25 protein-coding genes, 1 pseudogene and 1 riboswitch are annotated in these 23816 nt (G+C 53.8%); of the genes and pseudogenes, 18 read left to right on the top strand and 8 right to left on the bottom strand.

All coding sequences use genetic code 11. The features are described 5' to 3' along the window. Nucleotides 1-18: 18 nt before the first annotated feature. Entirely contained in the window at nucleotides 19-870 is an 852-nt protein-coding gene (locus HVA01_RS10385) for an outer membrane protein OmpK (RefSeq protein WP_146875334.1), read from the bottom strand. Between the two features lie 298 nt (nucleotides 871-1168). On the opposite strand from HVA01_RS10385, the gene HVA01_RS10380 reads away from it, so the two are divergent. From HVA01_RS10380 to cyoE, 6 genes are all read left to right on the top strand, one after another. Then, on the top strand, nucleotides 1169-1936 hold the full coding sequence (locus HVA01_RS10380) for a DeoR/GlpR family DNA-binding transcription regulator (RefSeq protein ID WP_146875333.1): 768 nt from the start codon (nucleotides 1169-1171) through the stop codon (nucleotides 1934-1936). A 303-nt stretch (nucleotides 1937-2239) separates the two neighbouring features. Further along, nucleotides 2240-3265: a ubiquinol oxidase subunit II gene (gene cyoA, locus HVA01_RS10375; RefSeq protein WP_146875331.1), complete on the top strand. Its 1026-nt coding sequence runs from the start codon at nucleotides 2240-2242 to the stop codon at nucleotides 3263-3265. 3 nt (nucleotides 3266-3268) lie between these two features. Continuing rightward, the gene (gene cyoB, locus HVA01_RS10370) at nucleotides 3269-5263 is read left to right on the top strand and encodes a cytochrome o ubiquinol oxidase subunit I (RefSeq protein WP_146875330.1); all 1995 of its coding nucleotides are present in this window, start codon (nucleotides 3269-3271) and stop codon (nucleotides 5261-5263) included. Next, nucleotides 5263-5883 (top strand): cytochrome o ubiquinol oxidase subunit III, encoded by a 621-nt coding sequence (cyoC, locus tag HVA01_RS10365; RefSeq protein ID WP_146875329.1) that lies wholly within the window; start codon nucleotides 5263-5265, stop codon nucleotides 5881-5883. Before cyoB ends, cyoC begins: the two co-directional genes overlap by 1 nt. A 1-nt stretch (nucleotide 5884) precedes the next feature. Continuing rightward, nucleotides 5885-6205: a cytochrome o ubiquinol oxidase subunit IV gene (cyoD, locus tag HVA01_RS10360; RefSeq protein WP_146875327.1), complete on the top strand. Its 321-nt coding sequence runs from the start codon at nucleotides 5885-5887 to the stop codon at nucleotides 6203-6205. Continuing rightward, complete coding sequence (cyoE, locus tag HVA01_RS10355; protein WP_146875325.1) at nucleotides 6163-7086, top strand: heme o synthase; 924 nt, start codon at nucleotides 6163-6165, stop codon at nucleotides 7084-7086. The genes cyoD and cyoE overlap by 43 nt, the downstream gene beginning before the upstream one ends. Nucleotides 7087-7172: 86 nt before the next feature. Here the strand turns inward: cyoE and pta are convergent, their stop codons facing one another. Together pta and HVA01_RS17395 are read right to left on the bottom strand one after the other, a co-directional pair. Continuing rightward, nucleotides 7173-9356 (bottom strand): phosphate acetyltransferase, encoded by a 2184-nt coding sequence (gene pta / locus HVA01_RS10350; protein WP_146875323.1) that lies wholly within the window; start codon nucleotides 9354-9356, stop codon nucleotides 7173-7175. Continuing rightward, nucleotides 9356-9514 (bottom strand): hypothetical protein, encoded by a 159-nt coding sequence (locus tag HVA01_RS17395; protein ID WP_170243502.1) that lies wholly within the window; start codon nucleotides 9512-9514, stop codon nucleotides 9356-9358. The genes pta and HVA01_RS17395 overlap by 1 nt, the downstream gene beginning before the upstream one ends. 184 nt (nucleotides 9515-9698) lie before the next feature. On the opposite strand from HVA01_RS17395, the gene HVA01_RS10345 reads away from it, so the two are divergent. The 3 genes from HVA01_RS10345 (at nucleotide 9699) to HVA01_RS10335 (ending at nucleotide 12955) form a co-directional block, all read left to right on the top strand. Beyond that, on the top strand, nucleotides 9699-10619 hold the full coding sequence (locus HVA01_RS10345; protein WP_146875321.1) for an EamA family transporter: 921 nt from the start codon (nucleotides 9699-9701) through the stop codon (nucleotides 10617-10619). Nucleotides 10620-10824: 205 nt separating this feature from the next. After that, complete coding sequence (locus tag HVA01_RS10340) at nucleotides 10825-11886, top strand: HlyD family secretion protein (RefSeq protein WP_146875320.1); 1062 nt, start codon at nucleotides 10825-10827, stop codon at nucleotides 11884-11886. After that, nucleotides 11876-12955 (top strand): DUF2955 domain-containing protein, encoded by a 1080-nt coding sequence (locus HVA01_RS10335; protein ID WP_246129578.1) that lies wholly within the window; start codon nucleotides 11876-11878, stop codon nucleotides 12953-12955. The genes HVA01_RS10340 and HVA01_RS10335 overlap by 11 nt, the downstream gene beginning before the upstream one ends. Nucleotides 12956-13135: 180 nt before the next feature. Here HVA01_RS10335 and HVA01_RS10330 read toward each other — a convergent pair whose 3' ends face one another. The 3 genes from HVA01_RS10330 to tenA form a co-directional block, all read right to left on the bottom strand. Then, entirely contained in the window at nucleotides 13136-14815 is a 1680-nt protein-coding gene (locus tag HVA01_RS10330) for a hypothetical protein (protein ID WP_146875319.1), read from the bottom strand. A gap of 296 nt (nucleotides 14816-15111) precedes the next feature. Continuing rightward, nucleotides 15112-17016, bottom strand: coding sequence for a phosphomethylpyrimidine synthase ThiC (gene thiC / locus HVA01_RS10325; protein ID WP_146875318.1), 1905 nt, complete (start codon nucleotides 17014-17016; stop codon nucleotides 15112-15114). A 31-nt stretch (nucleotides 17017-17047) separates the two neighbouring features. Further along, entirely contained in the window at nucleotides 17048-17731 is a 684-nt protein-coding gene (gene tenA, locus HVA01_RS10320) for a thiaminase II (RefSeq protein WP_146875316.1), read from the bottom strand. A gap of 88 nt (nucleotides 17732-17819) precedes the next feature. Further along, nucleotides 17820-17976: riboswitch (TPP riboswitch) on the bottom strand. A gap of 489 nt (nucleotides 17977-18465) precedes the next feature. Between tenA and HVA01_RS10315 the strand changes: the two genes are divergently transcribed. From HVA01_RS10315 to HVA01_RS17855, 5 genes and pseudogenes are all read left to right on the top strand, one after another. Beyond that, nucleotides 18466-18801, top strand: coding sequence for a TM2 domain-containing protein (locus tag HVA01_RS10315; protein ID WP_146875314.1), 336 nt, complete (start codon nucleotides 18466-18468; stop codon nucleotides 18799-18801). Nucleotides 18802-19784: 983 nt separating this feature from the next. Next, entirely contained in the window at nucleotides 19785-20117 is a 333-nt protein-coding gene (locus tag HVA01_RS10310; RefSeq protein WP_146875312.1) for a hypothetical protein, read from the top strand. 99 nt (nucleotides 20118-20216) lie between these two features. Then, nucleotides 20217-20835: pseudogene (locus tag HVA01_RS10305) on the top strand (LysE family translocator). A gap of 44 nt (nucleotides 20836-20879) precedes the next feature. Beyond that, nucleotides 20880-21128: an Ltp family lipoprotein gene (locus HVA01_RS17500; protein ID WP_218031554.1), complete on the top strand. Its 249-nt coding sequence runs from the start codon at nucleotides 20880-20882 to the stop codon at nucleotides 21126-21128. 23 nt (nucleotides 21129-21151) lie between these two features. Then, nucleotides 21152-21265 carry an Ltp family lipoprotein gene (locus tag HVA01_RS17855; protein ID WP_371860144.1) on the top strand — a complete coding sequence of 38 codons (114 nt, stop codon included), beginning with the start codon at nucleotides 21152-21154 and terminating at the stop codon, nucleotides 21263-21265. 68 nt (nucleotides 21266-21333) lie between these two features. On the opposite strand, the gene HVA01_RS10295 is transcribed toward HVA01_RS17855, so the two are convergent. Then, nucleotides 21334-21588: a Txe/YoeB family addiction module toxin gene (locus HVA01_RS10295; RefSeq protein WP_146875310.1), complete on the bottom strand. Its 255-nt coding sequence runs from the start codon at nucleotides 21586-21588 to the stop codon at nucleotides 21334-21336. Further along, a complete protein-coding gene (locus HVA01_RS10290; protein ID WP_146875308.1) occupies nucleotides 21585-21836 on the bottom strand; it encodes a type II toxin-antitoxin system Phd/YefM family antitoxin in 252 nt (83 codons plus the stop codon). The genes HVA01_RS10295 and HVA01_RS10290 overlap by 4 nt, the downstream gene beginning before the upstream one ends. A gap of 147 nt (nucleotides 21837-21983) precedes the next feature. On the opposite strand from HVA01_RS10290, the gene HVA01_RS10285 reads away from it, so the two are divergent. The 4 genes from HVA01_RS10285 to HVA01_RS10270 all read left to right on the top strand — a co-directional run bounded on the left by HVA01_RS10285 (nucleotide 21984) and on the right by HVA01_RS10270 (nucleotide 23788). Then, the gene (locus HVA01_RS10285) at nucleotides 21984-22322 is read left to right on the top strand and encodes a low molecular weight protein tyrosine phosphatase family protein (RefSeq protein ID WP_146875306.1); all 339 of its coding nucleotides are present in this window, start codon (nucleotides 21984-21986) and stop codon (nucleotides 22320-22322) included. Nucleotides 22323-22493: 171 nt separating this feature from the next. Continuing rightward, nucleotides 22494-23021, top strand: coding sequence for a GNAT family N-acetyltransferase (locus tag HVA01_RS10280; protein ID WP_146875304.1), 528 nt, complete (start codon nucleotides 22494-22496; stop codon nucleotides 23019-23021). 222 nt (nucleotides 23022-23243) lie between these two features. Then, nucleotides 23244-23489: a type II toxin-antitoxin system CcdA family antitoxin gene (locus HVA01_RS10275; protein WP_146875302.1), complete on the top strand. Its 246-nt coding sequence runs from the start codon at nucleotides 23244-23246 to the stop codon at nucleotides 23487-23489. Next, on the top strand, nucleotides 23489-23788 hold the full coding sequence (locus tag HVA01_RS10270; protein ID WP_146875300.1) for a CcdB family protein: 300 nt from the start codon (nucleotides 23489-23491) through the stop codon (nucleotides 23786-23788). Before HVA01_RS10275 ends, HVA01_RS10270 begins: the two co-directional genes overlap by 1 nt. Nucleotides 23789-23816: the final 28 nt, after the last annotated feature.

Below are 23816 nucleotides of genomic sequence, written 5' to 3'. Positions count from 1 at the left end.
CGCGTGTGAGAAACGCGGTTATAGTAAGTTGAGCTTGACGGAGTAGATTATCGCATTCTGATAATCATTAGGGGTGCCCAGCTTGTTTTCAGAGTAGCGATACTGGACGCCGGTGGTGATCAAATCTCTCGGATGCCACCACAAACTCAGTGCACCATTGGTGCCCACGCTGCCCGCTTTATCGCCCACGTAGTTATCTTCCAGGTACTCGTCATCGCGGCCAAAGGTCTGCTCGTGCCAGTTAGTCACGCTGAAGTTCTGGTCGAACGCGGTGAAATCATAACCCGCTACCCAGCCAGCCATAAAGCCGTTCATGCCGGTATAGCCATTACTTTGTACGCGTGCGGCACCAATAAAGGGTTTGAACCACAGGCCGTTATCAAACGTCGTGCGGTAGCCCAGACCCAGAATTTGATCCTGCTCGCGGCTATCATAACCGTAGTCGCGGAAGTCATAAAGGTGGGCGTAGATCGATAGCGGGCTATCGCCCAGGTAAATGTGCGAGGTTACTTTCCCCGCGGTGCGAAAATTGTCCTTGCCGCCACTCGACGCATCAAACTGGTCGTTGGTGGGGTTCTCGAAATCAAAGAAACCGTAGAACTCGCCCCAGCTAAAGCCAGCGCCGCCTTCGATTTCGAGAAACATAAAGTCACTTTTCGCCGCATTAGAGGCGGTGCGTGCTTCGGTGCCGTTCGACCAGTCCAGGTAGTTAACCGAGACGTTGGCGAATGACCAGAGTCGATCAAGCGGGTGGGGCTGAGCGTCATCTGCCATCAGCGGTGTGGCAAATGTTGCTCCTAATACGCCAGTGCCAAGCGCGACAAGGGATGCAGCCTGAAGGTGGGTACGTAAATGGGTACGAACAGTCATGTAAGCCTCAACAAGGTTGTAGCGGAGCCATTCTGGGTTTGGCTATCCGGGAAATTGTCATTATGCGGGCTGGCGTTAATGTTAAAATTATAACATTTAGTGTTATTTTTCTAACGTTGATTTGCAAGTGTTGTCATATCAACGCTATTTAAATGTAATGAAGCGTCTGAACGTTTCGTTATGTGCGTTAATAGCGGCCATGAGAGTGGAATGTTGGTCGCCGCTTACTCAGCATGAAAACGCCAAAAATATACCCGCAATCACTGCCGTAAGAGGATGTTGCCAGGAGATGCCCACCGTGAATGGCCGTAGCGCGCTGCGCCTTGCCAAACTTCAGGAAGCGCTTGCCAGTGGCGGCACTCTTCACCTGCGTGATGCGGCAGAGCTTTGCGGTGTCTCAGAAATGACCATTCGCCGCGATCTTACCACCCAGGCCACGTCGATTAGCCTACTGGGTGGGCGCTTGGTGATGGCGAGCTACCCCGGCGTCACGCCGATCTACGATTTAACCGAGCAGCAGGCCAGCCACTATCAGGCAAAGTACCGCCTCTGTCAGCGCGCCCTCGCCTTTATTGAAGAGGGCGATACGCTGTTTATTGACTGTGGCTCCACGTTGATTCCCTTGTTGAGCCAGTTGAGCCACTTTCATGAACTCACGGTCGTGACTTACGCGCTTAACGTCGCTAATGCGGTGGCGGCGCTGCCCAACGTACGCTTAGTGCTACTCGGCGGGCTGTTTTACGCCGCCTCGCAGTCGTTTAGTAGTGACAATATGGCTGCCGCCATTGAGCGGTTAGGCATTAACAAAGCGTTGATCTCCGCGGCGGGGGTCGACTTGGCGCGTGGGATTAGCTGCTTTCACTTCCACGAGGTGGCCCCCAAACAGGCGGCTATTGCCACCGCTATGCAGCGCCTACTCGTCGTTGATGCTAGTAAGTTTGGCGTGGTGCGTCCTGCTTATTTCGCCGCCCTGGACGATTTTGATGTGGTGGTCACCGACGAGCAGGGTGCCCCGCAATTGCTCGCTGGCCACGGCCACCATGTTCCCGCCGTCACCGTGGCGTAACCCATTCCCGGCTGCCCATCGTCGTCAATAGCTGGGGTGCGGCAATGCGCCACTTCTGTAATGACCTAGATCAATAGAAAATACTTTAGTCTTAGCTGCTTTAGTCGTTTGCGCTTGAGTTGCCGAGGCTCGTCGCTAACCCCCATTCGGCGACGCATATTTTTCCCGGAGCAATGACCTCACTGCTACACGCAATGCTCTTACGAGCATGTTTTGGGAAGAGTATGGGGTGGTAGTTAGCCTGCTATTTTTTTGATGGCATGGCTGGCGAGTATTTCAATCAATTTCTAACGAGATCACACCATGCAACGACGCTCACTTTGGCGCAGGCGAGGCACCTTGGTGCTCCTTGTGCTGTGTCTGTTTCTAGCAGGCTGTAGTTCGGCGCTGTTAGACCCCAAAGGCCAAATTGGCGCTGAGCAGCGTACGCTGATTCTCACCGCCTTTGGCCTGATGTTGATTGTGGTTATACCGGTGATAGCCATGACGCTGTTGTTTGGCTGGCGCTATCGGCGCAGCAACAGCATGGCTAAATATACCCCTGACTGGGCGCACTCCAACGTGATTGAAGCGGTGGTATGGATCGTGCCCTGCGCGATTATCGCCGTGCTTGCTCTGTTGACCTGGAAAACGTCCCACAGCCTTGACCCCCACAAGCCGCTGGAAAGCGACGTGGCGCCGATCGAAATACAGGCGGTGGCACTCGATTGGAAATGGCTGTTTATCTACCCCGAGCAGGGCATTGCCAGCGTTAACGAAGTGGCCTTTCCGGTGGATACGCCCGTGCGCTTTCGGGTGAGTTCCGGCTCGGTGATGAACGCCTTCTTTATCCCTCGCCTGGGCAGCCAGATCTATGCCATGGCGGGTATGGATAACGATGTTCACCTGATCGCCGATGAAATTGGCGATTATCCAGGGCGCTCCACCAATTACAGCGGCGCGGGCTTCTCGGGGATGACCTTTGAAGCCAAGGTAACCACGCCCGATGATTTTGACGCCTGGGTTGAAACGGTTCGCGGTGCGCCACAAACGCTGACCTACCCCGAAGGTTATGAGGCGTTGGCTGAGCCCAGCGAATCAAACCCGGTGGAGTACTTCTCGGCCATTTCGCCTTCGCTGTATGAAAGCATCTTGAAAAGCTTCCATACCGGCGGTGAGCACAATATGGGCGGCGATCACCCGGTGAGCAGCGACCATGCTGACTCACACGACGGTGAAAGCGCCCTCGCAGGCGAGCACACGGCCGCATCCGGTCGTGACACCAATCACCAAGCCAGTCAGGATCATGCCATGCGCAGCCATCCGACTAGCGTTGAAGCGGGGGGTTAAGCCGTGTTTGGAAAACTCACGTTAGAATCAATTCCCTACCATGAGCCGATTATTATGGTCGTGGTGGCCTTTATGGCCATTGCTGGGATCGCGCTGTTTGGGTTAATCACCTATTACCGTAAATGGGGCTGGCTGTGGAACGAGTGGTTTACCTCCGTTGACCACAAAAAGCTCGGCATTATGTATTTCATCGTCGCCCTGGTGATGCTGCTGCGCGGCTTCTCGGACGCGATTATGATGCGGACCCAGCTGGCCATGGCCGCCGGGGATGCAGCGGGCTATTTACCGCCCGAACACTACGACCAGATCTTTACCGCCCACGGCGTGATTATGATCTTCTTTGTCGCCATGCCCATGGTCATCGGCCTGATGAACCTGGTGGTGCCGCTGCAAATTGGCGCTCGCGACGTTGCTTTCCCTTTCCTGAATAACTTAAGTTTCTGGCTGTTTGCCGCGGCGGCGATATTGGTCAATATCTCGCTGGTGGTGGGCGAATTTGCCAAAACCGGCTGGCTTGCCTATGCGCCTTTATCGGGGATCGAGTTTAGTCCCGGGGTGGGGGTCGATTACTGGATATGGGCGTTACAGATATCCGGGATAGGGACGACGCTCACCGGTATCAACTTCTTCGTGACCATTATCAAAATGCGCACCAAAGGCATGACCATGTTCCGCATGCCGATCTTCACCTGGACATCGCTGTGCGCCAATGTGTTGATCATTGCCTCTTTCCCGATTTTGACCGCCACCATCGCGCTGCTGACGCTGGACCGTTATTTGGGTATGCACTTCTTTACCAATGATTTTGGCGGCAACATGATGATGTACGTCAATCTCATCTGGGCCTGGGGTCACCCGGAAGTGTATATCCTGATTCTGCCCGCCTTCGGTGTGTTCTCTGAAGTTATCTCGACTTTTGCCCGTAAACGGTTGTTTGGGTACATGACCATGGTATGGGCGACCATCGCGATCACCCTGCTGTCGTTTGTGGTTTGGCTGCACCACTTTTTCACCATGGGGGCAGGTGCCAACGTCAACGCCTTCTTCGGCATTATGACCATGATCATTGCCATCCCCACCGGGGTGAAAGTCTTCAACTGGCTGTTCACCATGTTCCGCGGCAGCCTGGAGCTGACGTCGCCGGTGCTGTGGACGCTGGGCTTTATTATTACCTTTACCCTGGGTGGTATGACCGGTGTCATGTTGGCGGTGCCTGCGGCCAACTTTGTGCTGCATAACAGCCTGTTCGTGATTGCCCACTTCCACAACGTGATTATCGGCGGCGTGGTGTTCGGCATGATGGCCGGCCTGACGTTCTGGTTCCCTAAAGCGTTCGGTTTCACGCTGAACGAAAAGTGGGGCAAGCGCTCATTCTGGTGCTGGTTTATCGGCTTCTACGTCGCCTTTATGCCGCTTTACGTGCTGGCCTTCTTTGGTGCGGTGCGTCGCATGCAGTCCTACGCGAACCCTGATTGGCAGCCGTGGATGATCCTGGCCTGGGTCGGCGCGGTAATTATTTTGCTGGGTATTGCCTGCACCATTATTCAGTTCTGGGTGAGTGTTCGCGACCGCAAACAGAACGCCGATGTAACCGGCGACCCCTGGGATGGCCGTACCCTGGAGTGGTCAACCTCTTCACCTGCGCCGTTCTACAACTTTGCACGTTTGCCTGAAGTGGGCGATATCGACAGCTTCTGGTCGCAGAAGCAGCGTAGCGAGGAGCAGCTCGAAGAAGCGCCCTATACCGATATTCATATGCCGCGTAATACCGTGGCCGGGCCGGTTATCAGCTTCTTTGCGCTGGTCATCGGTTTTGCGTTGGTGTGGCATATCTGGTGGTTGGCCGGCGTCGGCGCCGTGGGTGTATTCGCAAGCTTTATGGCCCGGGTGTTTAACGACGATATCGATTACTACGTTCCCGCCGCTGACGTTGAGCGAATCGAACGTGAGCATCAACTCAAATGTGAACAAAAACTAGGCGTGGAGGCGCAAGCGTAATGTCGACTGAGACGCTAAATAATAGCTCGCACCACCCGGTAGAGCACGAGGAAGAGCATCACGATGCCACGGGCACGAAACTGTTTGGTTTCTGGGTCTACTTAATGAGCGATTTGGTGATCTTCGGGTCACTGTTCGCCACTTACGCCGTGCTGATGAAGGGCACGGCGGGTGGACCTACCGCGGCAGAGATTTTCGAGCTGCCCTTTGTGCTGGTCGAAACCTTCTTGCTGCTGTTCAGTAGTTTTACCTTCGGCATGGGCGTATTGGCGATGAACGCCGAGCGCCTTGGCCAGGTGAAGGCGTGGCTCGCCATTACCTTCCTGCTGGGCGCGGCTTTTGTGGGCATGGAGATATACGAATTTCAGCACTTGATTCACGAAGGGTTCGGCCCGGATAGAAGTGCCTTTCTGTCGTCGTTCTTTACCCTGGTGGGTACCCACGGCCTGCACGTTACCTTTGGTTTGATCTGGATTTTGGTCATGCTGGTGCAGCTCTCGACCAAAGGGTTGACGGCTATGACCCGGCCGAGGATTTTGTGCTTAAGTCTTTTTTGGCACTTCCTCGATATCGTCTGGATCTGTGTCTTCTCATTCGTCTATCTGATGGGAGTGCTGTGAGATGAGTGCTAGTTCAACCAATGCCCATGGCAGCGTAAAGTCGTATGTGACAGGACTGGTGTTGTCGCTGATACTGACCATTATCCCGTTTGCGGTGGTAATGAGTGGCGCACTCAGCGTACTGGCTACCGTGGTGGTGGTCGTGGTGACCGCTGTGCTGCAGATACTGGTGCAGCTGGGCATGTTCATGCATATGAACACCAAAGCCGACGAAGGCTGGAACATGATGTCCTTCGTCTTCACACTGACGATTCTCGTCTTAGTGGTAGGAGGCTCGCTGTGGATCATGCAGCATTTGCATCTCAACATGATGATCGGCTGATTTCAGCACCTAGCCGCTGGCGGGATCTGCTTGAGCTGACCAAGCCGGGCATTATCGGCGGCAACCTGATTGCCACCCTGGGCGGCTATTTTCTCGCCGCCCAGGGGGAGTTCGAATGGCTCAGCTTTGTCTCGGTCATGCTGGGGATTGCGTTAATCATCGCGTCCGGCTGTGCGTGTAACAACGTCATTGACCGCGATATTGATGCATTGATGGCGCGCACGCGCCATCGCCCTCTGGTTAGAGGCAGCATCTCGATTACCCAGGCGCTGGGCGTTTCGGCGCTGCTGGGGGTGACCGGTGTGGTGTGCTTAGCGCTGGGCACCAACGGGCTAACCGTGGCCTTGGCGGTCATTGGCTGGGGCGTGTATGTGGGGCTTTATAGTCTCTACATGAAGCGTCGCTCCGAGTACGGCACCCTGGTGGGCAGTCTCTCTGGTGCCATGCCGCCGGTGGTGGGCTACTGTGCAGTAACGGGGCAGTTCGACAGCGGTGCGATCATGCTGCTGGTGATTTTCTGCCTGTGGCAGATGCCGCACTCCTATGCGATTGCGATCTTCCGCTATGCGGATTATCAACGGGCATCGATTCCGGTACTGCCGGTGGTGCGCGGGGTCAAAATGGCCAAACACCATATCCTGGGCTACATCGTGGCATTTATACCTGCCTCATTGGCGCTGGGGCTGGCCAGCCAGGCGGGCGCTGGGTATCTCTGCGTGGCGCTGACCATGGGCGGCTACTGGCTCTACCTGGCGCTGCGCGGCTATCGGTTAGACGACGATGTGCGCTGGGCCAAAAAGGTGTTTGGCGTCTCGATCCTGACCATCACCGCGATGAGTTTAGTCATGGTGCTGGAAGCGATGGTGCCGATGTGGGTCTAACCCTCACATACCGCTAAGCCGTTAATAAAACGCCCCGAGCAGTTAGCTGCTCGGGGCGTTTTTTTGTAGGTGATTAAGCGGGTGAGTTAGCCTTCCCGTTGGCTGGCCTGAATGGCGGTTAGCGCAATGGTGTAAACGATATCGTCGACCAGCGCGCCGCGGGAAAGATCATTCACCGGTTTGTTTAGACCTTGCAGCATTGGCCCAACGCTAACGACGCGGGCGCTACGCTGTACCGCTTTGTAGGTGGTGTTGCCGGTGTTGAGATCGGGAAACACAAACACGGTGGCTTTGCCCGCTACCAGCGAGTCAGGGGCTTTCTGTTTGCCTACGCTTTCGATGGCGGCAGCGTCGTATTGCAGCGGGCCGTCAATGGCCAGGTGTGGGGCGCGCTGTTTGGCAATCCGGGTGGCTTCGCGGACTTTATCGACATCAACGCCGGTGCCGGATTCGCCGGTGGAGTAGCTGATCATGGCGACGCGTGGCTCGATGCCAAAGGCTTCGGCAGAGCGGGCGCTTTGCAGGGCGATCTCGGCCAGGGTGTCGGCGTCGGGGTCGGGGTTCACCGCGCAGTCGCCGTAGACAACGACCTGCTCGGGCAGCAGCATAAAGAAAATCGACGACACCTGGCTGTATTCCGGCGCGGTTTTAATCAGCTGAAACGCTGGTCGTACGGTGTGAGCGGTCGTGTGTATGGCGCCCGAGACTAGCCCATCGACTTCATCTAACTGCAGCATCATGGTGCCGAGCACCACATTGTCTTGCAGCTGCTCTTCGGCGGTGAGTTCGTTGAGTTTGCCGCGCCGCCGCTCGACCATGGGGCCAATATAGTTCGCGCGGGTGCTTTCAGGATCAATAATCGTCAGTCCTTCGGGAAGGCTAAGCCCACGGTTGCGCGCTACGTTTTGGATCTCGTCGCGCTTGCCTAGCAGCACACAGTCGGCAATGCCACGGCGCTGGCAGATAATCGCTGCTTCGACTGTGCGTGGCTCGTTGCCTTCCGGCAGCACCACGCGTTTTTTAGCCTGCTGGGCGAGCTTAACCAACTGGTGGCGAAATGCCGAAGGCGACAGGCGGCGGGTATAACCGCTGCTTAGGTGGGCTTTTAGCCACTCAAGGTCCATATGGGCCGCGACGTAACGAGCTACCTGTTCGGCGCGCTCGAAATCGTCCATGGGGATTTCGCTACTTAGCTGGCTGAGATGCTGCGCTGTGGTCAAGCTGTCGGTCTCTACCGCCAATACCGGTAGGCCGGTTTTGAGTGCGGGGCGGCACATCTCAATCATACTGTCGTTGGGCATAAAGCCGTTGGTCAACAGTACGCCCGCTAGTTGAATACCGTTCATGGTCGCCAGCGCCGAGGCCAGCACCACGTCATCGCGGTCACCAGAGGCGACGATTAAACTGCCTGGTTTGAAAATATGCAGCGCGTTGGCAGCGCTGCGGGCGCATAGGCTAGTAGAAAGCACCCGACGGCTGGTGGCTTCGCCTTCGTTAAGCAGTTTGGCGTTAAGCGCCCGTGCCACATCCAGGGTGCGTGGTGCGCTAAGGGTTTTGCTATAAGGCACCACGCCGATCAGATGGAATTTATCGGTCGCCAGGGCCGGGGAGTACTGCCTTAGTTCGGCAAGTGCTGACTCTTTAAGCTGGGGTTTGATGGTGCCCGGCGCGGCAGAAAGGTCGTCTTCCTGGCCGTAGGGGAGGTGTTTCATGCGCATCAATATGCCGCCCAGAGTGCGCTTAGAGCTAACACCGCCAAAGCTGCGGGCGTGCATATCCAGCTGTTCGGCCAGGGCCTGGGGTTCGTTTAGGTCACCGGTACCGACGAGAATAATCCGCGCATTAAGCGCATGGGCCAGCTGGGCGTTGGTTTGCGTGGCGTAGGTGGTGTGCTGGGTGGGCACTACGCCTTCGACGACTACTAGATCAAGGGTGCTGCCGTCGCGTTGAGCCTGTTGAACAACCTGCTCATAAAGCTCGACGGCATTTTCCATTAGCTCATCGGTTTGGTCGTCGCGCAGCAGGCGTTCCAGCCGCGCTTGGGAAATCGGCGACGGCGGGCGCTGATTTAAAGCGCGCGAGACCAGGGCGGTCGAGCGGTCCAAACCGGGACCATTGAGCTCGTTCTGCATAAACGGCTTTAAAAAACCGGCTTTCAGGCCGATGGTATCCAGCGCTTGAATTAACCCCAGGCAGGCGGAGGTAAGGCCTACTCCCATGCTCGTAGGCACCAGTAAAATAGCTTGGGGTTGCTCGTAGGGGCTATTCATTATGAGTTCTCCACGCAGAGATGGGTTTCCATGGCAATACGGCCTTCTTCGTGGGTAGGAATTACCCATACTTCTGGACCGCTGTGGTCGGCGCTATCGATCAACGCGTTTTTTATAGAGGAGGAACCACAGTTGATAACCAGCACCGGTGCGTTCATAAAAACCTTTCACTAGGAGGTTAATGAGCAGAGGAGTAGACTTTAGTTTAATATGTTGCGGTGCGCAAAAGCAGCGCCTGGATTTCGTTAGCCTTCTACATAAAAGCTAGGCAAGCTGGGCGATTGCAATATGCCCGCTGCTAACCTTACCCCGTTTACTCCCTTAATGAGCCGTTTTGTTCTTATGTCCGCGTCCCCTTTGCCGAAGCTTTTACCTCGCCATTTAGCCATTTTATTAATGATGTGCGTGGCGACGATGTTTGCTGCCAACCATGTTTCTGCGCGGCTGGCGTTTGATAACGGCACCGGGCTGTTACTGGCGGTATTAACCCGTTCAGGCATTGCTTGCCTGATTTTACTGACGCTGGTCATTGCTCAGAAGAAGCGCTTATGGCTGCCAGCGGGTACCTGGCCGTGGCAACTCGCCGTGGGGCTGCTGATCACGATCCAGAGTATCAGCCTCTACTCGGCCGTGGCGAGGCTACCGGTGGTGATTGCGCTGCTGTTGGTCAATACCTTCCCTATTCAGCTGGCGTTATTAAGCTGGGCGCTGGGTGGCCCGCGCCCAACGCTGCGTAGCTGCCTGATCATGGGCACGATTTTAATTGGTTTATTGGTGGTGCTGGATATTCCTGCGTGGATTGCCAGCGCCGATGACATGGGGCCAGGGTGGATCGCCGGGATTGGCTTTGGGCTAACCGCCGCGTTTGCGTTTGCCTGCGCGCTATGGGTCACCGAGCACCGTTTAGCCGGGGTGGGTAGCACCCTGCGCAGCCTGCTTACCATGCAAACGGTGTTTATCATGATGATTATCGGCGGCATTGCCGGTGTGGTGCCAGGCGGCATGAGCCTACCGGATAACAGTGCCGGCTGGTTGGGGCTGACGCTGCTGGGGCTGTTATATGGCTCGGCGTTTTCGACACTGTTTATTTTTGTGCCGCGACTCGATATGGCGCGCAACGCACCGGTGATGAATATCGAGCCGGTGGCCTCCCTGGTGTTGGGTTACTTCGTGCTGGGCCAAATGCTTAGCCCCGTCCAGCTCGTGGGTGGCGCCGTAGTGGTCGGTGGTATAGTCGTGTTGAGCCTGTCCAAGGGGCGGTAATTATTTATATTAGGTTTATACGACATAAAGCCCTGTAGCCAATCGGTTACGGGGTTTTTTTGTTGCCGGCTGCTTTAATACGCATATTGTTAGCCAGCTAATTAGTTGTTAGACTAACGTCTCTTATACCATCCCCGACACGATGCGCGCCCGTTGAGAGGCGCTAGCCAGGTTTTCCATCTGGCAGCTAACAAGTGAGCCCTGCATGACCCCTGATCAAACATTTGCCCGCTGGGTGAAGGTGGCGATGGCTGCCTTTGTAGTGCTGTTTATTTACTTCTTGCTTGCCGACAGCTTTATGCCCATGACGCCTGAGGCGAGGATTATACGGCCGGTGGCGCGCATTGCGCCGGAACTCAGTGGACCGGTGAGCGGGGTATTGGTGAGCGATCACCAGCGCGTCGCAAAAGGCGATGTGCTGTTTCAGATCGACCCCGCGCCGTTTCAGTTAGCGGTTGAACAGGCAGAGCTTAATCGCGAGCAGGCCGAGCGCGAGAACGCCCGTTTGGAAGCGGATTTAAGCTCCGCGCAAGCAGCGCTTGAATCCGCTGAAGCGACGGCTGCCGAGCGGCAGGGGGAACTTCGTCGTGCTGAAACACTGCTGGCACGGCAGAGCGTATCGCGCCAGCAATACGAGCAGCAGGTAGCCGCTGCGCACACGGCGCAGGCCAGCGTGGCGGCGGCCAGGGCCAAGATTGTTAGCCTGGAAGTGCAGCTGGGTGGCACGGGTAACGCCAATCTGCGCTTGCGCCAAGCAGACAATGCCCTGTCGCAAGCTCAGCTGGATCTTGCCCATACCCAGGTGCGCGCCGCGCAAGCCGGGCACGTTACTAACCTGCAGCTAGACCTAGGTGACTACGTTCAAGCGGGTCAGCCAGCGGTCGCGGTGGTGGCTGAAAAGATAGATATCATTGCCGATTTTCGTGAGAAGAGCCTCCGTCATGCGTCGCCGGGTGATCCGGCGCGCGTGGTATTCGATGCATGGCCAGGCCAGGTATTTGACGCGGACTTGGTCGCTGTGGATGCCGGTGTGCGGAAAGGCCAGCTAAACGCCGATGGTCAGCTGGCCGATATTGCGACGACCGACCGCTGGGTGCGCGATGCGCAGCGTATGCGCGTACACATCGCGCTCACCGAGCCAATCGCTAGTTCTCTGTCTAGCGGCGCACGCGCCACGGTGCAGCTTCACCCCAGTAGTTTTATGCTAGCGAAGCCCTTTGTATGGTGGCAGTCGCACCTGATCAGCTGGCTGCATTATGTTTATTAAACGTGGGTGGGGTAAACGCGCGACACCTGGCACGCGGAGTGCCTTACTCAGGGCATTGACCCAAAACGGCTTGCGGCAATGCCTGCGCGTGGCGGGGGGCGGCACGCTGGGATTTGTGGTCAGCCAGCTGATGGGCTGGAACTATGGGGTGTTTTTCACCGTTTTCCCGATGTTCTTACTGGGTATGATCCCCATTCTGAATGGCAGCATTATTCGCCAGTTTTTAACCAATGTTTCACTCAACGTTATCGAAGTGAGCCTGGTAGTGGGGCTGCTTAAACATATGCCGGTGGTGATGACGCTGGTCGTGCTGGGTATGTTTTTGTTTCGATTCAACCTGATGGCGAAAGGGTCGCTGTTTTTGTTTGGCGCCAACGGCGTGCTAACGCTCAGCATTCTCCTTCACTTCGCCAGTTACCCCAGCGTAGACTTGAGCGATCTCTTGGCCTGCAATCTCGTCGCCAGCCTGTTGGCGGTGTTTATTGCCATGCTGATGCATACGCTGTTCCCTGACGTGGAGGCGCGTACGCCGCCCCCTCGTGTGACCAAGCCACCAGCACAAATTCGCCATGAAACCTTAATCGGTGGATTAACCGCCACGCTCTCATTTTGGGTCTTTCAGGTGTTTGATTTGCAGGGGTCGCTTTCCGCGCAGATGGCGACCATTTTAGTACTGTTTGCGTTGGGCTACTCGGGCGCGCAAGCGTCTGCCGCTAGGCGGGCGGTGGGAACGTTACTAGGGTGCAATTTAGCGCTACTGATGCAGTTATTGCTTTACACCCAAAGCCATCACTTCCTACTGGTGGTTTTGCTCTATTGGCTGGGGTTGATGCTTTTCGCCCGAGAGCATATTCATGAAGGCGTTGGTTCAGGAATCGGCTTTGGCGGGTTAACCACCCTGGGGATTCTGTTTGGTCAATCGCTAGGCCCCCAGCAAGATTTGGTTTACAGCGCGTTGTATCGGTTCTCATCAATGAGTGTGGCACTGACGCTCACGCTACTCGTCATGGCCTGCCTGCACGTTGCGCTAAACCGCTGGACGCCAACGCGCCTGCCAGACATAAAATAAGCTAAAAGGGTGGGCGTGAGTGAGATGTCAACAGATCCTAAAAATGACTGGCAAGGTGCCCTTGGTGTAAAGGATTAAGGTCACCATGGCGGCCCAATTGAGCGGTATTGACAATGAAGCTATTAACGAAAAACCCGCTAAACGTCAGCGGGTTTTTCGGATTACACGAGCTGACAGATATCAGTCCAGTTCGAGCGAGAAGTTCATTTCAACACCTGCATCGTCCACTCTGAACCCGTACTCCATGTTCTTGTAGATCTCAGCATACTGCCTGAACAGTTCAATATCGGACGCTGATACGTCATCGGGTGCTACCTGCTCCATAACATCGGCCAGCGAAGCGTAAAACTCACCGGTAATGTGGCCATAAAGCAGCAGGTCACGCTCTGACGCAGGCGCTTGTAGCTCGGCTTTCAGCGTCTCTGAATCGCTGATGCCAGCGCCCAGCACGATGGCTGTATCCGACATGGCGGCGTAGAGCGCCGGTACGTCAGGTGGCAGCATCATGCTCTGGATTTGTTTGGCTTCCCCGCCGGGTTCAAGCCCAAGCGCTCCTAACTCAGGCGTGAAGGCGCTGGCGGTAGTCAGCAGTCCCAGCGGGTTTTGTGAGGCGATAGTCAGGATGCCAGTACCGGTGGGTTCGCCATCGGTCATGGTCAGGCTGTCGATGCGGGCTCGCAAACCGGATAGCGCTGACCCGATCATCAAGGTGGCAGGGTTGTTCATCGCCATGTTGATCTCGGTCCAGGCGCTGTTCAGGTCCTGTAGTTCGGCACAGCTGAAGGGGTTTTGACGCACTTCCTGCGCATATTTCTGAATCGTCTGAAGCAGTACCGGCAAATTCAAACCCATCCCGAAGCTGGCCATGCCTTCTGTACTACCCAGGCCCGGCACCTGAGTCGTCAGGGCGCGCAGGTCGCTGACAATGCCGTCATCGGTTTCCAGTATGACATTCATCTCCATGCGCTCTTGGTTGTACTCACGCATGCCCATTACCAGGCCAGGGAAGCGGCCGGTGAGGCGGTCAATATCGGCCTGACAGGTGGATAGATCCAGCTGCTCGGCTTCAACGGCGTCCATCAACGCTTGAGTGCCTGCATGAGAAGGGGAGCTCAACTCATTAAGCAGGCGCGAAAAGTCGACTTCCCCGGCACCGTAAGGGGTAAAGCCATGGCGCTGCTCAAGCGCTGCCAGTGCGCCAGAATCACCAAGGTTGCTGTCAGGCAGATCGTTACCCAGTACCTGTGCCATCAGCTCAGCGCTGGCATCCTGCGGCACAACAGACAACAGTAATTGCTGTTCAATAATGGCGAGGATCGCCTTGACCGGCCCCTCAGGCGTTAGCACCCAGTAATCGGTGCCGTTGGTGGTGGCCGTGCTTGGGTTGATATCTGCCTTGGTCAGGATGCGTTGAAGCGTTTCGCGAAAGGCTTCTTCATCCTCCAGTTGCATGCGCAGTACCGGCAAGATGCCCAACCCATACAAGGCGGCCTGAGGGCTCGCCTTTAGCCCCAGCGCATGGATATCCTCCAGTGACTCAACACCTTCCAGTTCTTCACCCATGGCGATTAATAGCGTCATTAACGCATGCTGTACTTCGTCGTCTTCTATCTGGGGCAGTATGTCGCGCAGTTCTTCCAGGTCAGACTCAAGGCTCGCCGTGGGCTGCATGCGCTGATAGAGATCAAAGGCCGCCTGTTCAGGCATGGGTTCACTTGAGGCCATGAAGTAGGGGGAATCAGCCGGAATATAATTCAGAACCGACGCTGCTTCGGTTGGCTCGTTATCACTGCTGCAGCCGCTGAGCAGGCCAGCGCTGATCAGGGCAAGCGATACCGCTAGGGAAAGTTTGGTTTTCATTTGGAATCGGTTCTTTGAAAGGTGTTGGTTTTAAATTGATTGTAGTGAATAAAATATTCTACAAATGAGAATCATACACGATCAATGTATAATTAACCTCTACTTAAGTGAAAATTACTTTTAACGAGGGTTAGGGCAGATTCAGAAAATGGCCGGATAAGACTATATTGATAAACCATAAGGCCAAGAAGCCTGAGTGACCGAGCCAGAAACGAGTGGGTATAAAAATGGCCCTTGAGTTTTCCTAAGACTCAAGGGCCACATTCAGTTATGAAACAGTTCAGTAGCTTGCTGTTTTAAACTTCCTGATACAGCTCGCTGCCTTTATTGCGAAACTTCTCCGCCTGCTCTTCCATGCCTTTCATGATGGCTTCCTGATCGCCATTTAGGCCGTGTTCAGCAGCGTACTCGCGCACTTCGTGGCTGATCTTCATGGAGCAGAACTTCGGCCCGCACATGGAGCAGAAGTGGGCTACCTTGGCGGAGTCTTTGGGCAGGGTTTCATCGTGGTACTCCCGGGCGGTATCTGGATCCAGCCCCAGGTTAAACTGGTCTTCCCAGCGGAACTCGAAGCGTGCCTTGGAGAGGGCATTGTCGCGCCGCTGTGCTGCCGGGTGGCCTTTGGCCAAGTCCGCTGCGTGGGCAGCAATCTTGTAGGTGATAATGCCGGTTTTAACGTCGTCTTTATTGGGCAGGCCCAGGTGCTCTTTAGGCGTAACGTAGCAGAGCATCGCGCAGCCAAACCAGCCAATCATCGCCGCACCAATACCCGAGGTAATGTGGTCATAGCCGGGGGCGATATCGGTGACCAGTGGGCCGAGGGTATAGAAGGGCGCTTCGTCGCAGTACTCCAGCTGCTTGTCCATGTTCTCTTTCACCAGGTGCATGGGCACATGGCCGGGGCCTTCGATCATCACCTGCACATCGTGCTTCCAGGCGATATGGGTCAGCTCGCCGAGGGTTTTTAGCTCCGCCATTTGCGCTTCGTCGTTGGCATCCGCCACGGAGCCGGGGCGCAGACCATCGCCGAGGGAGAACGCCACATCGTACTGCTTGCAGATCTCGCAGATCTCCTCGAAGTGGGTATACAGGAAGCTCTCCTGGTGATGGTACAAACACCACTTGGCCATGATCGAGCCGCCGCGACTGACAATGCCGGTGACCCGCTTGGCGGTAAGCGGCACATAGCGCAGCAGTACCCCCGCGTGAATGGTGAAGTAGTCCACGCCCTGTTCGGCCTGCTCGATCAGGGTGTCGCGGAACACTTCCCAGGTGAGGTCTTCGGCCACGCCTTTAACCTTTTCCAGCGCCTGATAGATGGGCACCGTGCCGATGGGTACCGGCGAGTTGCGCAGAATCCACTCGCGGGTTTCGTGGATGTTCTGGCCGGTGGAGAGATCCATGATGGTGTCCGCGCCCCAACGGATGCCCCAGGTCATTTTGTCTACTTCTTCTTCGATAGAAGACGTGACCGCCGAGTTGCCCAGGTTGCCGTTAATCTTGACCAGGAAGTTACGGCCAATAATCATCGGCTCAGATTCTGGGTGGTTGATGTTATTGGGAATAATCGCCCGCCCGCGGGCCACTTCGTCGCGCACGAATTCAGGGGCGATCTCTTCCGGCAGGCTGGCGCCAAAGCTCTGACCTTTATGCTGATGGCCCAGAATACGCTCTACTTCCGCAGTGCCTAGCGCTTGGCGGCGCTGGTTTTCGCGAATGGCAATAAACTCCATTTCCGGCGTGATAATGCCTTGGCGGGCGTAGTAAAGCTGAGTGACGTTTTTCCCCGGCTTGGCCCGCCGTGGGGTGCGGGTTAAATCAAAGCGTAGCTGGGCCAGCGTTGGGTCGTTGGCGCGACGCTTGCCGTACTCAGAGGTGTGGCCTTCCAGAAATTCAGTATCGTCGCGCTCTTCGATCCAGGCCCGGCGTAGGGCGGGTAAGCCTTTGCGTAAATCGTTGTTGGCATCGGGGTCGCTGTAAGGGCCGGAGGTGTCGTACACCAGCAGCGGCGGGTTCTCTTCATCGATGCCGGTGGTTTTGGTTGGCGATAGCGAAATTTCCCGGAACGGCACACGGATATCGGGCCGCGAGCCTTCCACGTAAACCTTGCGCGAGCCGGGCAGCGGCGCAATGGCGGCGGCATCGACCTGGGCGGTTTCGGCTAAAAAGTGACTGGTTCTATTGTTGACGGACTTAGTCATTACGGTCTCCATAGGTTGTTGTGGTGCTGCATTAAGCTGTCAGGTCTTGGTCTATTAGCGCTAACCCCATCTGCCAGAAGTCGATTTCCAGGCGGGTGGCATCGCGGAAGATTTTGCTCAGCTCGGCAAAGCGGGCGGGGGTTACATCGGCAAGGCGGGCATTTAGCCATTCAAGCTCTGCGTGCATGGCGGCCTGAAACTCGTCGCCTTCGTACATGGCTATCCAGGCGTCATAGGGGTTTTGCGCACCGCGCACCGTAGACGGCTGAGCGTTCAGCCAGTTAGCGATTTCGCCATAGCCCACCAGGCAGGGAGCCAGCGCCACGTGTAGGTCGAGCAGGTCACCACGGCTGCCGGTATCCAATACGTAGCGGGTGTAGGCAAGCGTCGCCCTGGCTTCGGGAAGCGCTTCCAATTCCTGTTCGGAAATCCCCCACTCCCGACAAAAGCCCACGTGCAGGCCCAGCTCCACATCCACAATGGCTTTTAAGCCTTCATGGGCCTGGCGAAGATCGGCGAGGGTGGGGCTTTTATAGGCAGCCAGCGCATAGGCGCGGGCGAAGTGGATTAAAAACAGGTAATCCTGCTTTAAGTAGTGGCGAAAGGATGCTTCAGGTAGCGTGGCACTGCCTAGCTGACGCACAAAATCGTGCTCAACATAGGCGCGCCAATCGTTATGGCAGGCGGTGGTGAGATCAGTAAAGCGGTAGCCCATGATGCCTCCGGTGGTAATGATCCGGAGGGCAGGCGTATAAAAGATCGAGGAAATGGCCCTAAAGGTGGCGTGCGATCGTGAGAGCTAGCCATGGCCATCGCTTGATCCCTACGCCGGTACCCGTGCTGCTCGTTATATGAGCAGCGCATTAGCCGGATCAGGTTCAGCGGGACCAGCGCTCGGCAGCAAAAATGCTCGCCCTGCGCCATCTCAGCCGGATTTCACCGGCACCCCGTCAAGCTGTTCGTTGGTGGAGTGTAGGAGGCGGGTGGGGGAGATGCAAGGGGACTATGTTGATGGTGTGGCAGGCTTCCCTAGAAACGTTACCGTACTTCGATAAATTAGTGGATTTCAGGTTAAAACAAGATTCTGTCAATGTTTCACCCTGGAGCGAAGTGAAATCATCATCGAGATGACCACCGGTGATTGAGGTGTTTGAACAGTTTATGGCTCAGAAGGAGGCCGATGAAGTGCTTCTGGCTGCCCTTAAACGCCTACCTTTCTTTTGATCACCTCTGTGAGAAGATGAACCACTTGCTTGGTGGTTATGGGACAAGATATATGATTAATTATGAATAGCCACTTACACGTATATAATTTGCCGAAATAAGAATATTGACACCAAGTATATCCTCTGTCAGAATCTAAGAATTATTTGCATCTGAAGTGTTTTTTAAATATTCATGCATCTATAGTTCTACCGGTTTCCTAAAAACTAAATAAAGGGATCTAAAATGTCGTTAGAGGTTAGTAGCAAAGCTGCAGATAGCCTTCCTTCCAGCGTAAAAAATGCACTTTCAAAACTTCCGCCTTCAGAGCAATCTGTATTTGAAGAGGAGTTTTTAAGGAAAAAAAGAAATCCTATTCTAATGCTCTTGCTAGCAATATTTTTTCCGATACAACATTTTATTGAAGGAAGAGTAGGCTTGGGGTTGATTTTCTGGCTTACATTTGGCGGGTTCTTTGTTTGGTACTTTATTGATATAATTATCATTTGGGGTAGAACCAAGGGGTATAACGAAGACCTGGCTAAGAGATCGTTACGGGATATGAAGATAATCAACTCTTAGAGTTTTCATATCGTCGTGGGCATGATGCATCAGAGTGTAGCCTGAAGCTCAATGGCCATGGTGTTCCCACATTGGATAGAATGGAGTTCAAGACCGTCCTTCGCAAGGAGGTTCTCTTGGCTATTGATCTACTGCTCAATACGGTGATCTTTATCGCTGTGGGTATTGGTCTTCAAGCGCCTGGGATTGGCTAGATGCTAGATTATCTGGATACGGGCAAGGTAATCGACCCCTCGACTCAGACGCCATCGAGTCTCCAGGCGCTTCAGTGCCAATCGGTCGTTTCTTCCATCTATCAACCATTATCGGCTGTCACCTTGACGAAGAGGACTTCTCGCCGTCAAGGATGATAAAAGTTAGGCTCTCATCGTTAATGCGTCGTGTTGATTTTTGGTTTACTGGAAAGCCCTGCCTTTTGGTGGGGCTTTTCCATTTCACTGCTGGAAAATGCAATGAACAGTCATTATCAATAGGTAGAATAAAGTTCATTGCCGAAGGTGATTCGTGCGGAAGTTGAGGTTGTAAACAGAAGTAATATGTGTTTTATTACCTCTTCTTTCTAATCTTAATTAGATAATTTCGTATGTGGAAATGCAGGAAATATAATTTTAATAAGTTAGCTCTTTTGTTCTCTGTATTGTTGTTATGATTTGCTTCTAGCAATATTAATACAGGATTTTTCGACTCCACTTCTATTAGAAGTTTTAAAAATGGTGTCAATAACGTATGCCCTGAGCATAGTATTGAAGGGCTTTATTAAAAAGGTATAAAATGGGAGTCAGGGGAAAACCGGTCTGGCCATATTATCAAGAGATGAAGAAGAGTATGGGTTTAATTTTTGCTCTCAATGATGGTGACTATGAGTTAATGGAAAAAGCCGAAAGAGATAATGGGAAGGTTTGCGTACACGGAGAAGACCCGATATTTAAAGATCTAATATCACAAGATTGTTAAAACTATTCATTAAGTGGGGGAGGAGAAGTATGAAAACTACACTCAAGGAATCAGAAGTTTTAGTCAAAGAAGGAAAAGCGAATAGGCAAAAGAATGTCGAGAGTGCAGGAGGTAAGCTATATTTGACAAATCAAAGAATTATCTTCGAAGGGCACGGTTTTAATGCTCAGGGCTCGAGTGCTTCCATTGATCTGAATGGGTGTATGTTTGTTAGCAATGGATGGACAAAGTTTCTAGGATTCATTCCTTTATTTCCTAATGCCATTGTGGTGGCAATGGAGGATGGGGCAAGCCATCGATTTTCCGTTTTTGGAAGAAAAAAATGGTTGGAAGAAGTTCAAGGTGTTCTTAAGGAAGCTTGAAGATAAGTGGTTATTCATAATGAATCCAGGGCCGACCGGTTTGCGCTGACGCTCCAACCGGCGGCTTAGCCTGGCGTTAGGAGGCAAGGAGAATTAGTTGTGACTTTAATAACCATCCTTTTGTTCATACCCGCATGTTTTGCATTGAACATGGCGCCTGGCCCCAGTAACCTCCTTTCGATGACGAACGCAAAGTGCTACGGCTAAGGCCGCCTGCTATGCTGGCTTGGGCCGTCTGGTCGCATTTGTGGGCATGATCACTCTTGCCGCTACAGGGCTGGCAACAGTGCTGTATACGTGCGAAAAATTATTTTTGCAATAATGGTTGTTGGAGGGCTCTATCTACTTTGGCTGGCCTTTCAGCTTTGGACGGCAGACCCAACTGACGGTGGGAACGAAGCTTTGGGTGGCAAGGGCCTATTCCAATTGGCGAGGCAAGAGTTTTTCCTGACGGCTGGAAACCCCAAGGCGATTTTGATTTTCACTGCTTTCTTGCCTCAGTTTGTTGACCCTACAGGCTCTGTGGGATTTCAATTCTTGATTTTAGGTGGGGTTGCTTTTGATGCTTGAGTGGGTAGCAATAGCCGGGTATTCCTTTTTTGTCAAAGCGCTGCGTCATTGGTTCTCTCGCCCCTCAATGCGCCGCCTGTTCAATAGAATTTGTGCCGGTTTGTTTTGTAGTGCTGGCGTTGGGCTTTTGCTGGCGCGCCGTGGGTAAACTAAAGATACGGGCCACACGAATTAATACATGGAGAAATAACAATGAAAATCTTGAAATTAGCGTTGATTGTTGCCTTGTTTTCCGCCACGCCTACATGGGCGGAAAGCCTTACGGGGCCCCAGAACAATGCCGTCAGATCTGCGAACCTGTATCTCAGCATGCAGGGCTTCTCGCGGAGCGGACTTATTCAGCAGCTCTCATCAGACTTTGGCGATGGTTATAAGGTTGCCGACGCTACTGCAGCAGTGGATAGTCTCGATATTGATTGGGACAAGCCAAGCAAGCGGTGAAGTCTGCGGAGCAGTACCTCAATATGATGGGCTTCTCTTGCCAAGGTCTTATTGAGCAACTTTCATCCAGTGCAGGAGAGGGGTATACAGATAGCCAAGCCACCTACGGAGCACGGCAAGCGGGTGCTTGCGAATAAACTAATGGTAAGCCCCGACAAAGCGTTCAAGAATCGACGCGCTGACGCGTAGCCAGACTAGCGTTAAGTCAGTAGTGATACCGGAGCTGGGCAATTAGCAAAGCGTCATCCGTGACTTTGTAAACTATTCGGTGTTCTTCGTTGATTCGCCGAGACCAATAACCGGCGAGGCTCTGTTTAAGAGGCTCTGGTTTGCCGACCCCTTCAAATGGCTCTCGCTGGGTCTCTTTGATGAGCTTGTTAATTCGGTTAAGAACCTTCTTATCGGTTTTCTGCCAGTACAGATAGTCTTCCCAGGCATTCTCGGAAAAGATGAGCTTCATTCAAGAAGTTCCTGTTCCTGACCACCGCCTTGCTCCAACTCGGTAATGGATTCCAGCAAACGGCGGGCGTTCTTGGGGGCGCGCAGGAGATAGGCTGTCTCTTGCAGTGCTTCATAGTCTTCGAGAGAGATCATAACCACAGACTGCGCCTTGTTGCGGGTGATGATCATAGGTGAATGGTCTTCACAGACCTGCTCCATGGTTTTTGCTAGATTGGTTCTAGCGGCTGTGTAGCTGATAGCATCCATAAGGTCGCTCCTGTACGGGATGTTGTTAGTGTACAGAATATCGTACATCATGAGGCTTGACAATCGACTGAGTAGCGTTCGGATTTCCAACGCTTCGCGGCGCCAGAATTGCCACAAAGTTTTATGTTATGTGTTCAGGGAGCGCCTATGAACCTTCTATTCATCTGCAGCGAAAATAGGCTACGCAGTCCAACGGCGGAAAGTGTCTTTTCAGCTTATCCTGGTATCCAGGCAATCGGCGCTGGGACAGGGGCACATGCGCAAACGCCCGTTTCCCGGAGCTTGATAGAGTGGGCTGATATAATCCTGGTGATGGAAAAGCACCACCAGGATGAGGTCGGCAGGACGTACAAGGAATTGCTGAACGGGAAGCGGCTAGTCTGTCTGAATATTCCTGATCACTATGAATTAATGCAGCCCGAACTCATCAAATTGCTCAAGGAAAGGGTGCCAGAGTATGTGCGATTATCTTCCATCGAAACATAGCCGGGGCTAGGCTGGGAGCGGCTATCACCATCTTGGCATCGACGATGTCGAATCTGGTTTGGCCGGAAATTGAGCCGATGGATTGGATGAACCGTCTCACGTATTTTACGAGGCACCAGGCTACGGTAAGAATAAGAGCCAGGCTGTGCTTCTGAAGAAGAGCTTGGAGATATGATCACTGCTTCAGAACGGCTGGGATTGCGTTACTACAGGCCCGAAGATACCGCACCGATCTTTAAGATCTATACGGGTGACCCTGGCTCAGCGAAGTACCTTGCGCGGCAGCCACATAGTGACGTCGAGCAAACAGGAGGAATGCTCAAGAAGCTCTCGAACCCTGAAAGCCTGGTAGCCAATGGCATGTGTGTTTGGGTGATAGAGGCAATTAGAGACGGTACTGCTGTAGGGCTGATAACCATTGCCGAGGATGATGCGTCAATGGCTGTTCACTTCGGCATCGGCATCCCATACAGAGGTCGCGGGTTTGCAGCAGAGGCTTTGGCGCTCACCGCGCAACACTTGCTCGCAACGGGTCAGACTGTAGGCGTTAGCTCTTTCACAGACGTAGACAACGCTGCCGCCCAAAGTGCTTTAGTTAAAGCGGGGTTCGTGCTTACTGGAAGAGCCCCGAGTTTTTACCAAGCTCCACAGCTGGGCGGAGAATACAGAGATGTTTACCGTTACCAGTACAGGGTTTAATTAAGGTTAGCACCCGAGTCGTTTTGCTCCAGCTTCGGTGCATCAAGGAGATGGGTGCCTTACACAGCGAGCTCAAGTCGATGTGCATCTCGCACCAGCTTCGTCAGCCGCCATGCCTATGAGATTAAAGCGCTATTCGAACAAAACCTGCCGCTTTGCAAACTTGATGCGCATATAATACGCGCATATTATAAGTCTATAGTTCCGCGCGAGGATTGAACCATGCACGCTGTTGAAGTTACCAAATCCACCCGAAGACCAACGAACCTATCGCTAGATAGTGCGCTTCTCAAAGAGGCAAAAAACTTGGGAATCAATGTCTCACGATCCGCAGAGGCAGGGATCGCGGAAGCTGTGAAGCGGCATAAGCAGGAGAAGTGGCTGGAAGACAATGCCAGCGCCCTGGCAAGTTCGAACGCATACGTGGAGGCTAACGGTTTGCCACTCGCACGGCACCGTCAGTTCTGATGGCTCGTTTCGACGTTTTTGAAAATGAGGGTGGGATTGGCTATTTGCTGGACGTTCAGTCAGACCTTCTAAGCGGCTTAAACACCCGCGTTGTCGTACCGCTATTGACCAAATCTACCGCGCCGACCCCTGCCCAACGGTTGAATCCTGTCTTTAGCATTGAGGGTCATGAACTAGTAATGGCTACTCAATACATGGCGGCTGTACCCAAAGGCGAATTGCGCTCTGGCGTTGGTAGCCTTGCTGAGAAGCATGACGAAATCTCCGTAGCGTTGGACATGTTATTTTTGGGCTTTTGATGCCAAACGTTATAATTTTCAGTAGTGT

The organism is Halovibrio variabilis (assembly GCF_007991175.1).
Lineage (GTDB): Bacteria > Pseudomonadota > Gammaproteobacteria > Pseudomonadales > Halomonadaceae > Vreelandella > Vreelandella variabilis.
The sequence above is the reverse complement of the archived record's forward strand: the minus strand, read 5'-3'. Positions and strand labels throughout refer to the sequence as shown.

What these genes read in the sequence shown, in the direction of transcription:
- HVA01_RS17500 (WP_218031554.1), top strand. Translation starts at nt 20,880, where the DNA reads ATGAAAATCTTGAAATTAGCGTTGATTGTTGCCTTGTTTTCCGCCACG.
- cyoD (WP_146875327.1), top strand. Translation starts at nt 5,885, where the DNA reads ATGAGTGCTAGTTCAACCAATGCCCATGGCAGCGTAAAGTCGTATGTG.
- pta (WP_146875323.1), bottom strand. Translation starts at nt 9,356, where the DNA reads ATGAATAGCCCCTACGAGCAACCCCAAGCTATTTTACTGGTGCCTACG.
- HVA01_RS10315 (WP_146875314.1), top strand. Translation starts at nt 18,466, where the DNA reads ATGTCGTTAGAGGTTAGTAGCAAAGCTGCAGATAGCCTTCCTTCCAGC.
- HVA01_RS10275 (WP_146875302.1), top strand. Translation starts at nt 23,244, where the DNA reads ATGCACGCTGTTGAAGTTACCAAATCCACCCGAAGACCAACGAACCTA.
- HVA01_RS10330 (WP_146875319.1), bottom strand. Translation starts at nt 14,815, where the DNA reads ATGAAAACCAAACTTTCCCTAGCGGTATCGCTTGCCCTGATCAGCGCT.
- cyoA (WP_146875331.1), top strand. Translation starts at nt 2,240, where the DNA reads ATGCAACGACGCTCACTTTGGCGCAGGCGAGGCACCTTGGTGCTCCTT.
- cyoC (WP_146875329.1), top strand. Translation starts at nt 5,263, where the DNA reads ATGTCGACTGAGACGCTAAATAATAGCTCGCACCACCCGGTAGAGCAC.
- HVA01_RS10310 (WP_146875312.1), top strand. Translation starts at nt 19,785, where the DNA reads ATGAAAACTACACTCAAGGAATCAGAAGTTTTAGTCAAAGAAGGAAAA.
- HVA01_RS10345 (WP_146875321.1), top strand. Translation starts at nt 9,699, where the DNA reads ATGTCCGCGTCCCCTTTGCCGAAGCTTTTACCTCGCCATTTAGCCATT.
- HVA01_RS10290 (WP_146875308.1), bottom strand. Translation starts at nt 21,836, where the DNA reads ATGGATGCTATCAGCTACACAGCCGCTAGAACCAATCTAGCAAAAACC.
- HVA01_RS10280 (WP_146875304.1), top strand. Translation starts at nt 22,494, where the DNA reads ATGATCACTGCTTCAGAACGGCTGGGATTGCGTTACTACAGGCCCGAA.
- HVA01_RS10270 (WP_146875300.1), top strand. Translation starts at nt 23,489, where the DNA reads ATGGCTCGTTTCGACGTTTTTGAAAATGAGGGTGGGATTGGCTATTTG.
- HVA01_RS10295 (WP_146875310.1), bottom strand. Translation starts at nt 21,588, where the DNA reads ATGAAGCTCATCTTTTCCGAGAATGCCTGGGAAGACTATCTGTACTGG.
- tenA (WP_146875316.1), bottom strand. Translation starts at nt 17,731, where the DNA reads ATGGGCTACCGCTTTACTGATCTCACCACCGCCTGCCATAACGATTGG.
- HVA01_RS10335 (WP_246129578.1), top strand. Translation starts at nt 11,876, where the DNA reads ATGTTTATTAAACGTGGGTGGGGTAAACGCGCGACACCTGGCACGCGG.
- HVA01_RS10285 (WP_146875306.1), top strand. Translation starts at nt 21,984, where the DNA reads ATGAACCTTCTATTCATCTGCAGCGAAAATAGGCTACGCAGTCCAACG.
- HVA01_RS17395 (WP_170243502.1), bottom strand. Translation starts at nt 9,514, where the DNA reads ATGAACGCACCGGTGCTGGTTATCAACTGTGGTTCCTCCTCTATAAAA.
- HVA01_RS10385 (WP_146875334.1), bottom strand. Translation starts at nt 870, where the DNA reads ATGACTGTTCGTACCCATTTACGTACCCACCTTCAGGCTGCATCCCTT.
- HVA01_RS10340 (WP_146875320.1), top strand. Translation starts at nt 10,825, where the DNA reads ATGACCCCTGATCAAACATTTGCCCGCTGGGTGAAGGTGGCGATGGCT.
- HVA01_RS17855 (WP_371860144.1), top strand. Translation starts at nt 21,152, where the DNA reads ATGATGGGCTTCTCTTGCCAAGGTCTTATTGAGCAACTTTCATCCAGT.
- thiC (WP_146875318.1), bottom strand. Translation starts at nt 17,016, where the DNA reads ATGACTAAGTCCGTCAACAATAGAACCAGTCACTTTTTAGCCGAAACC.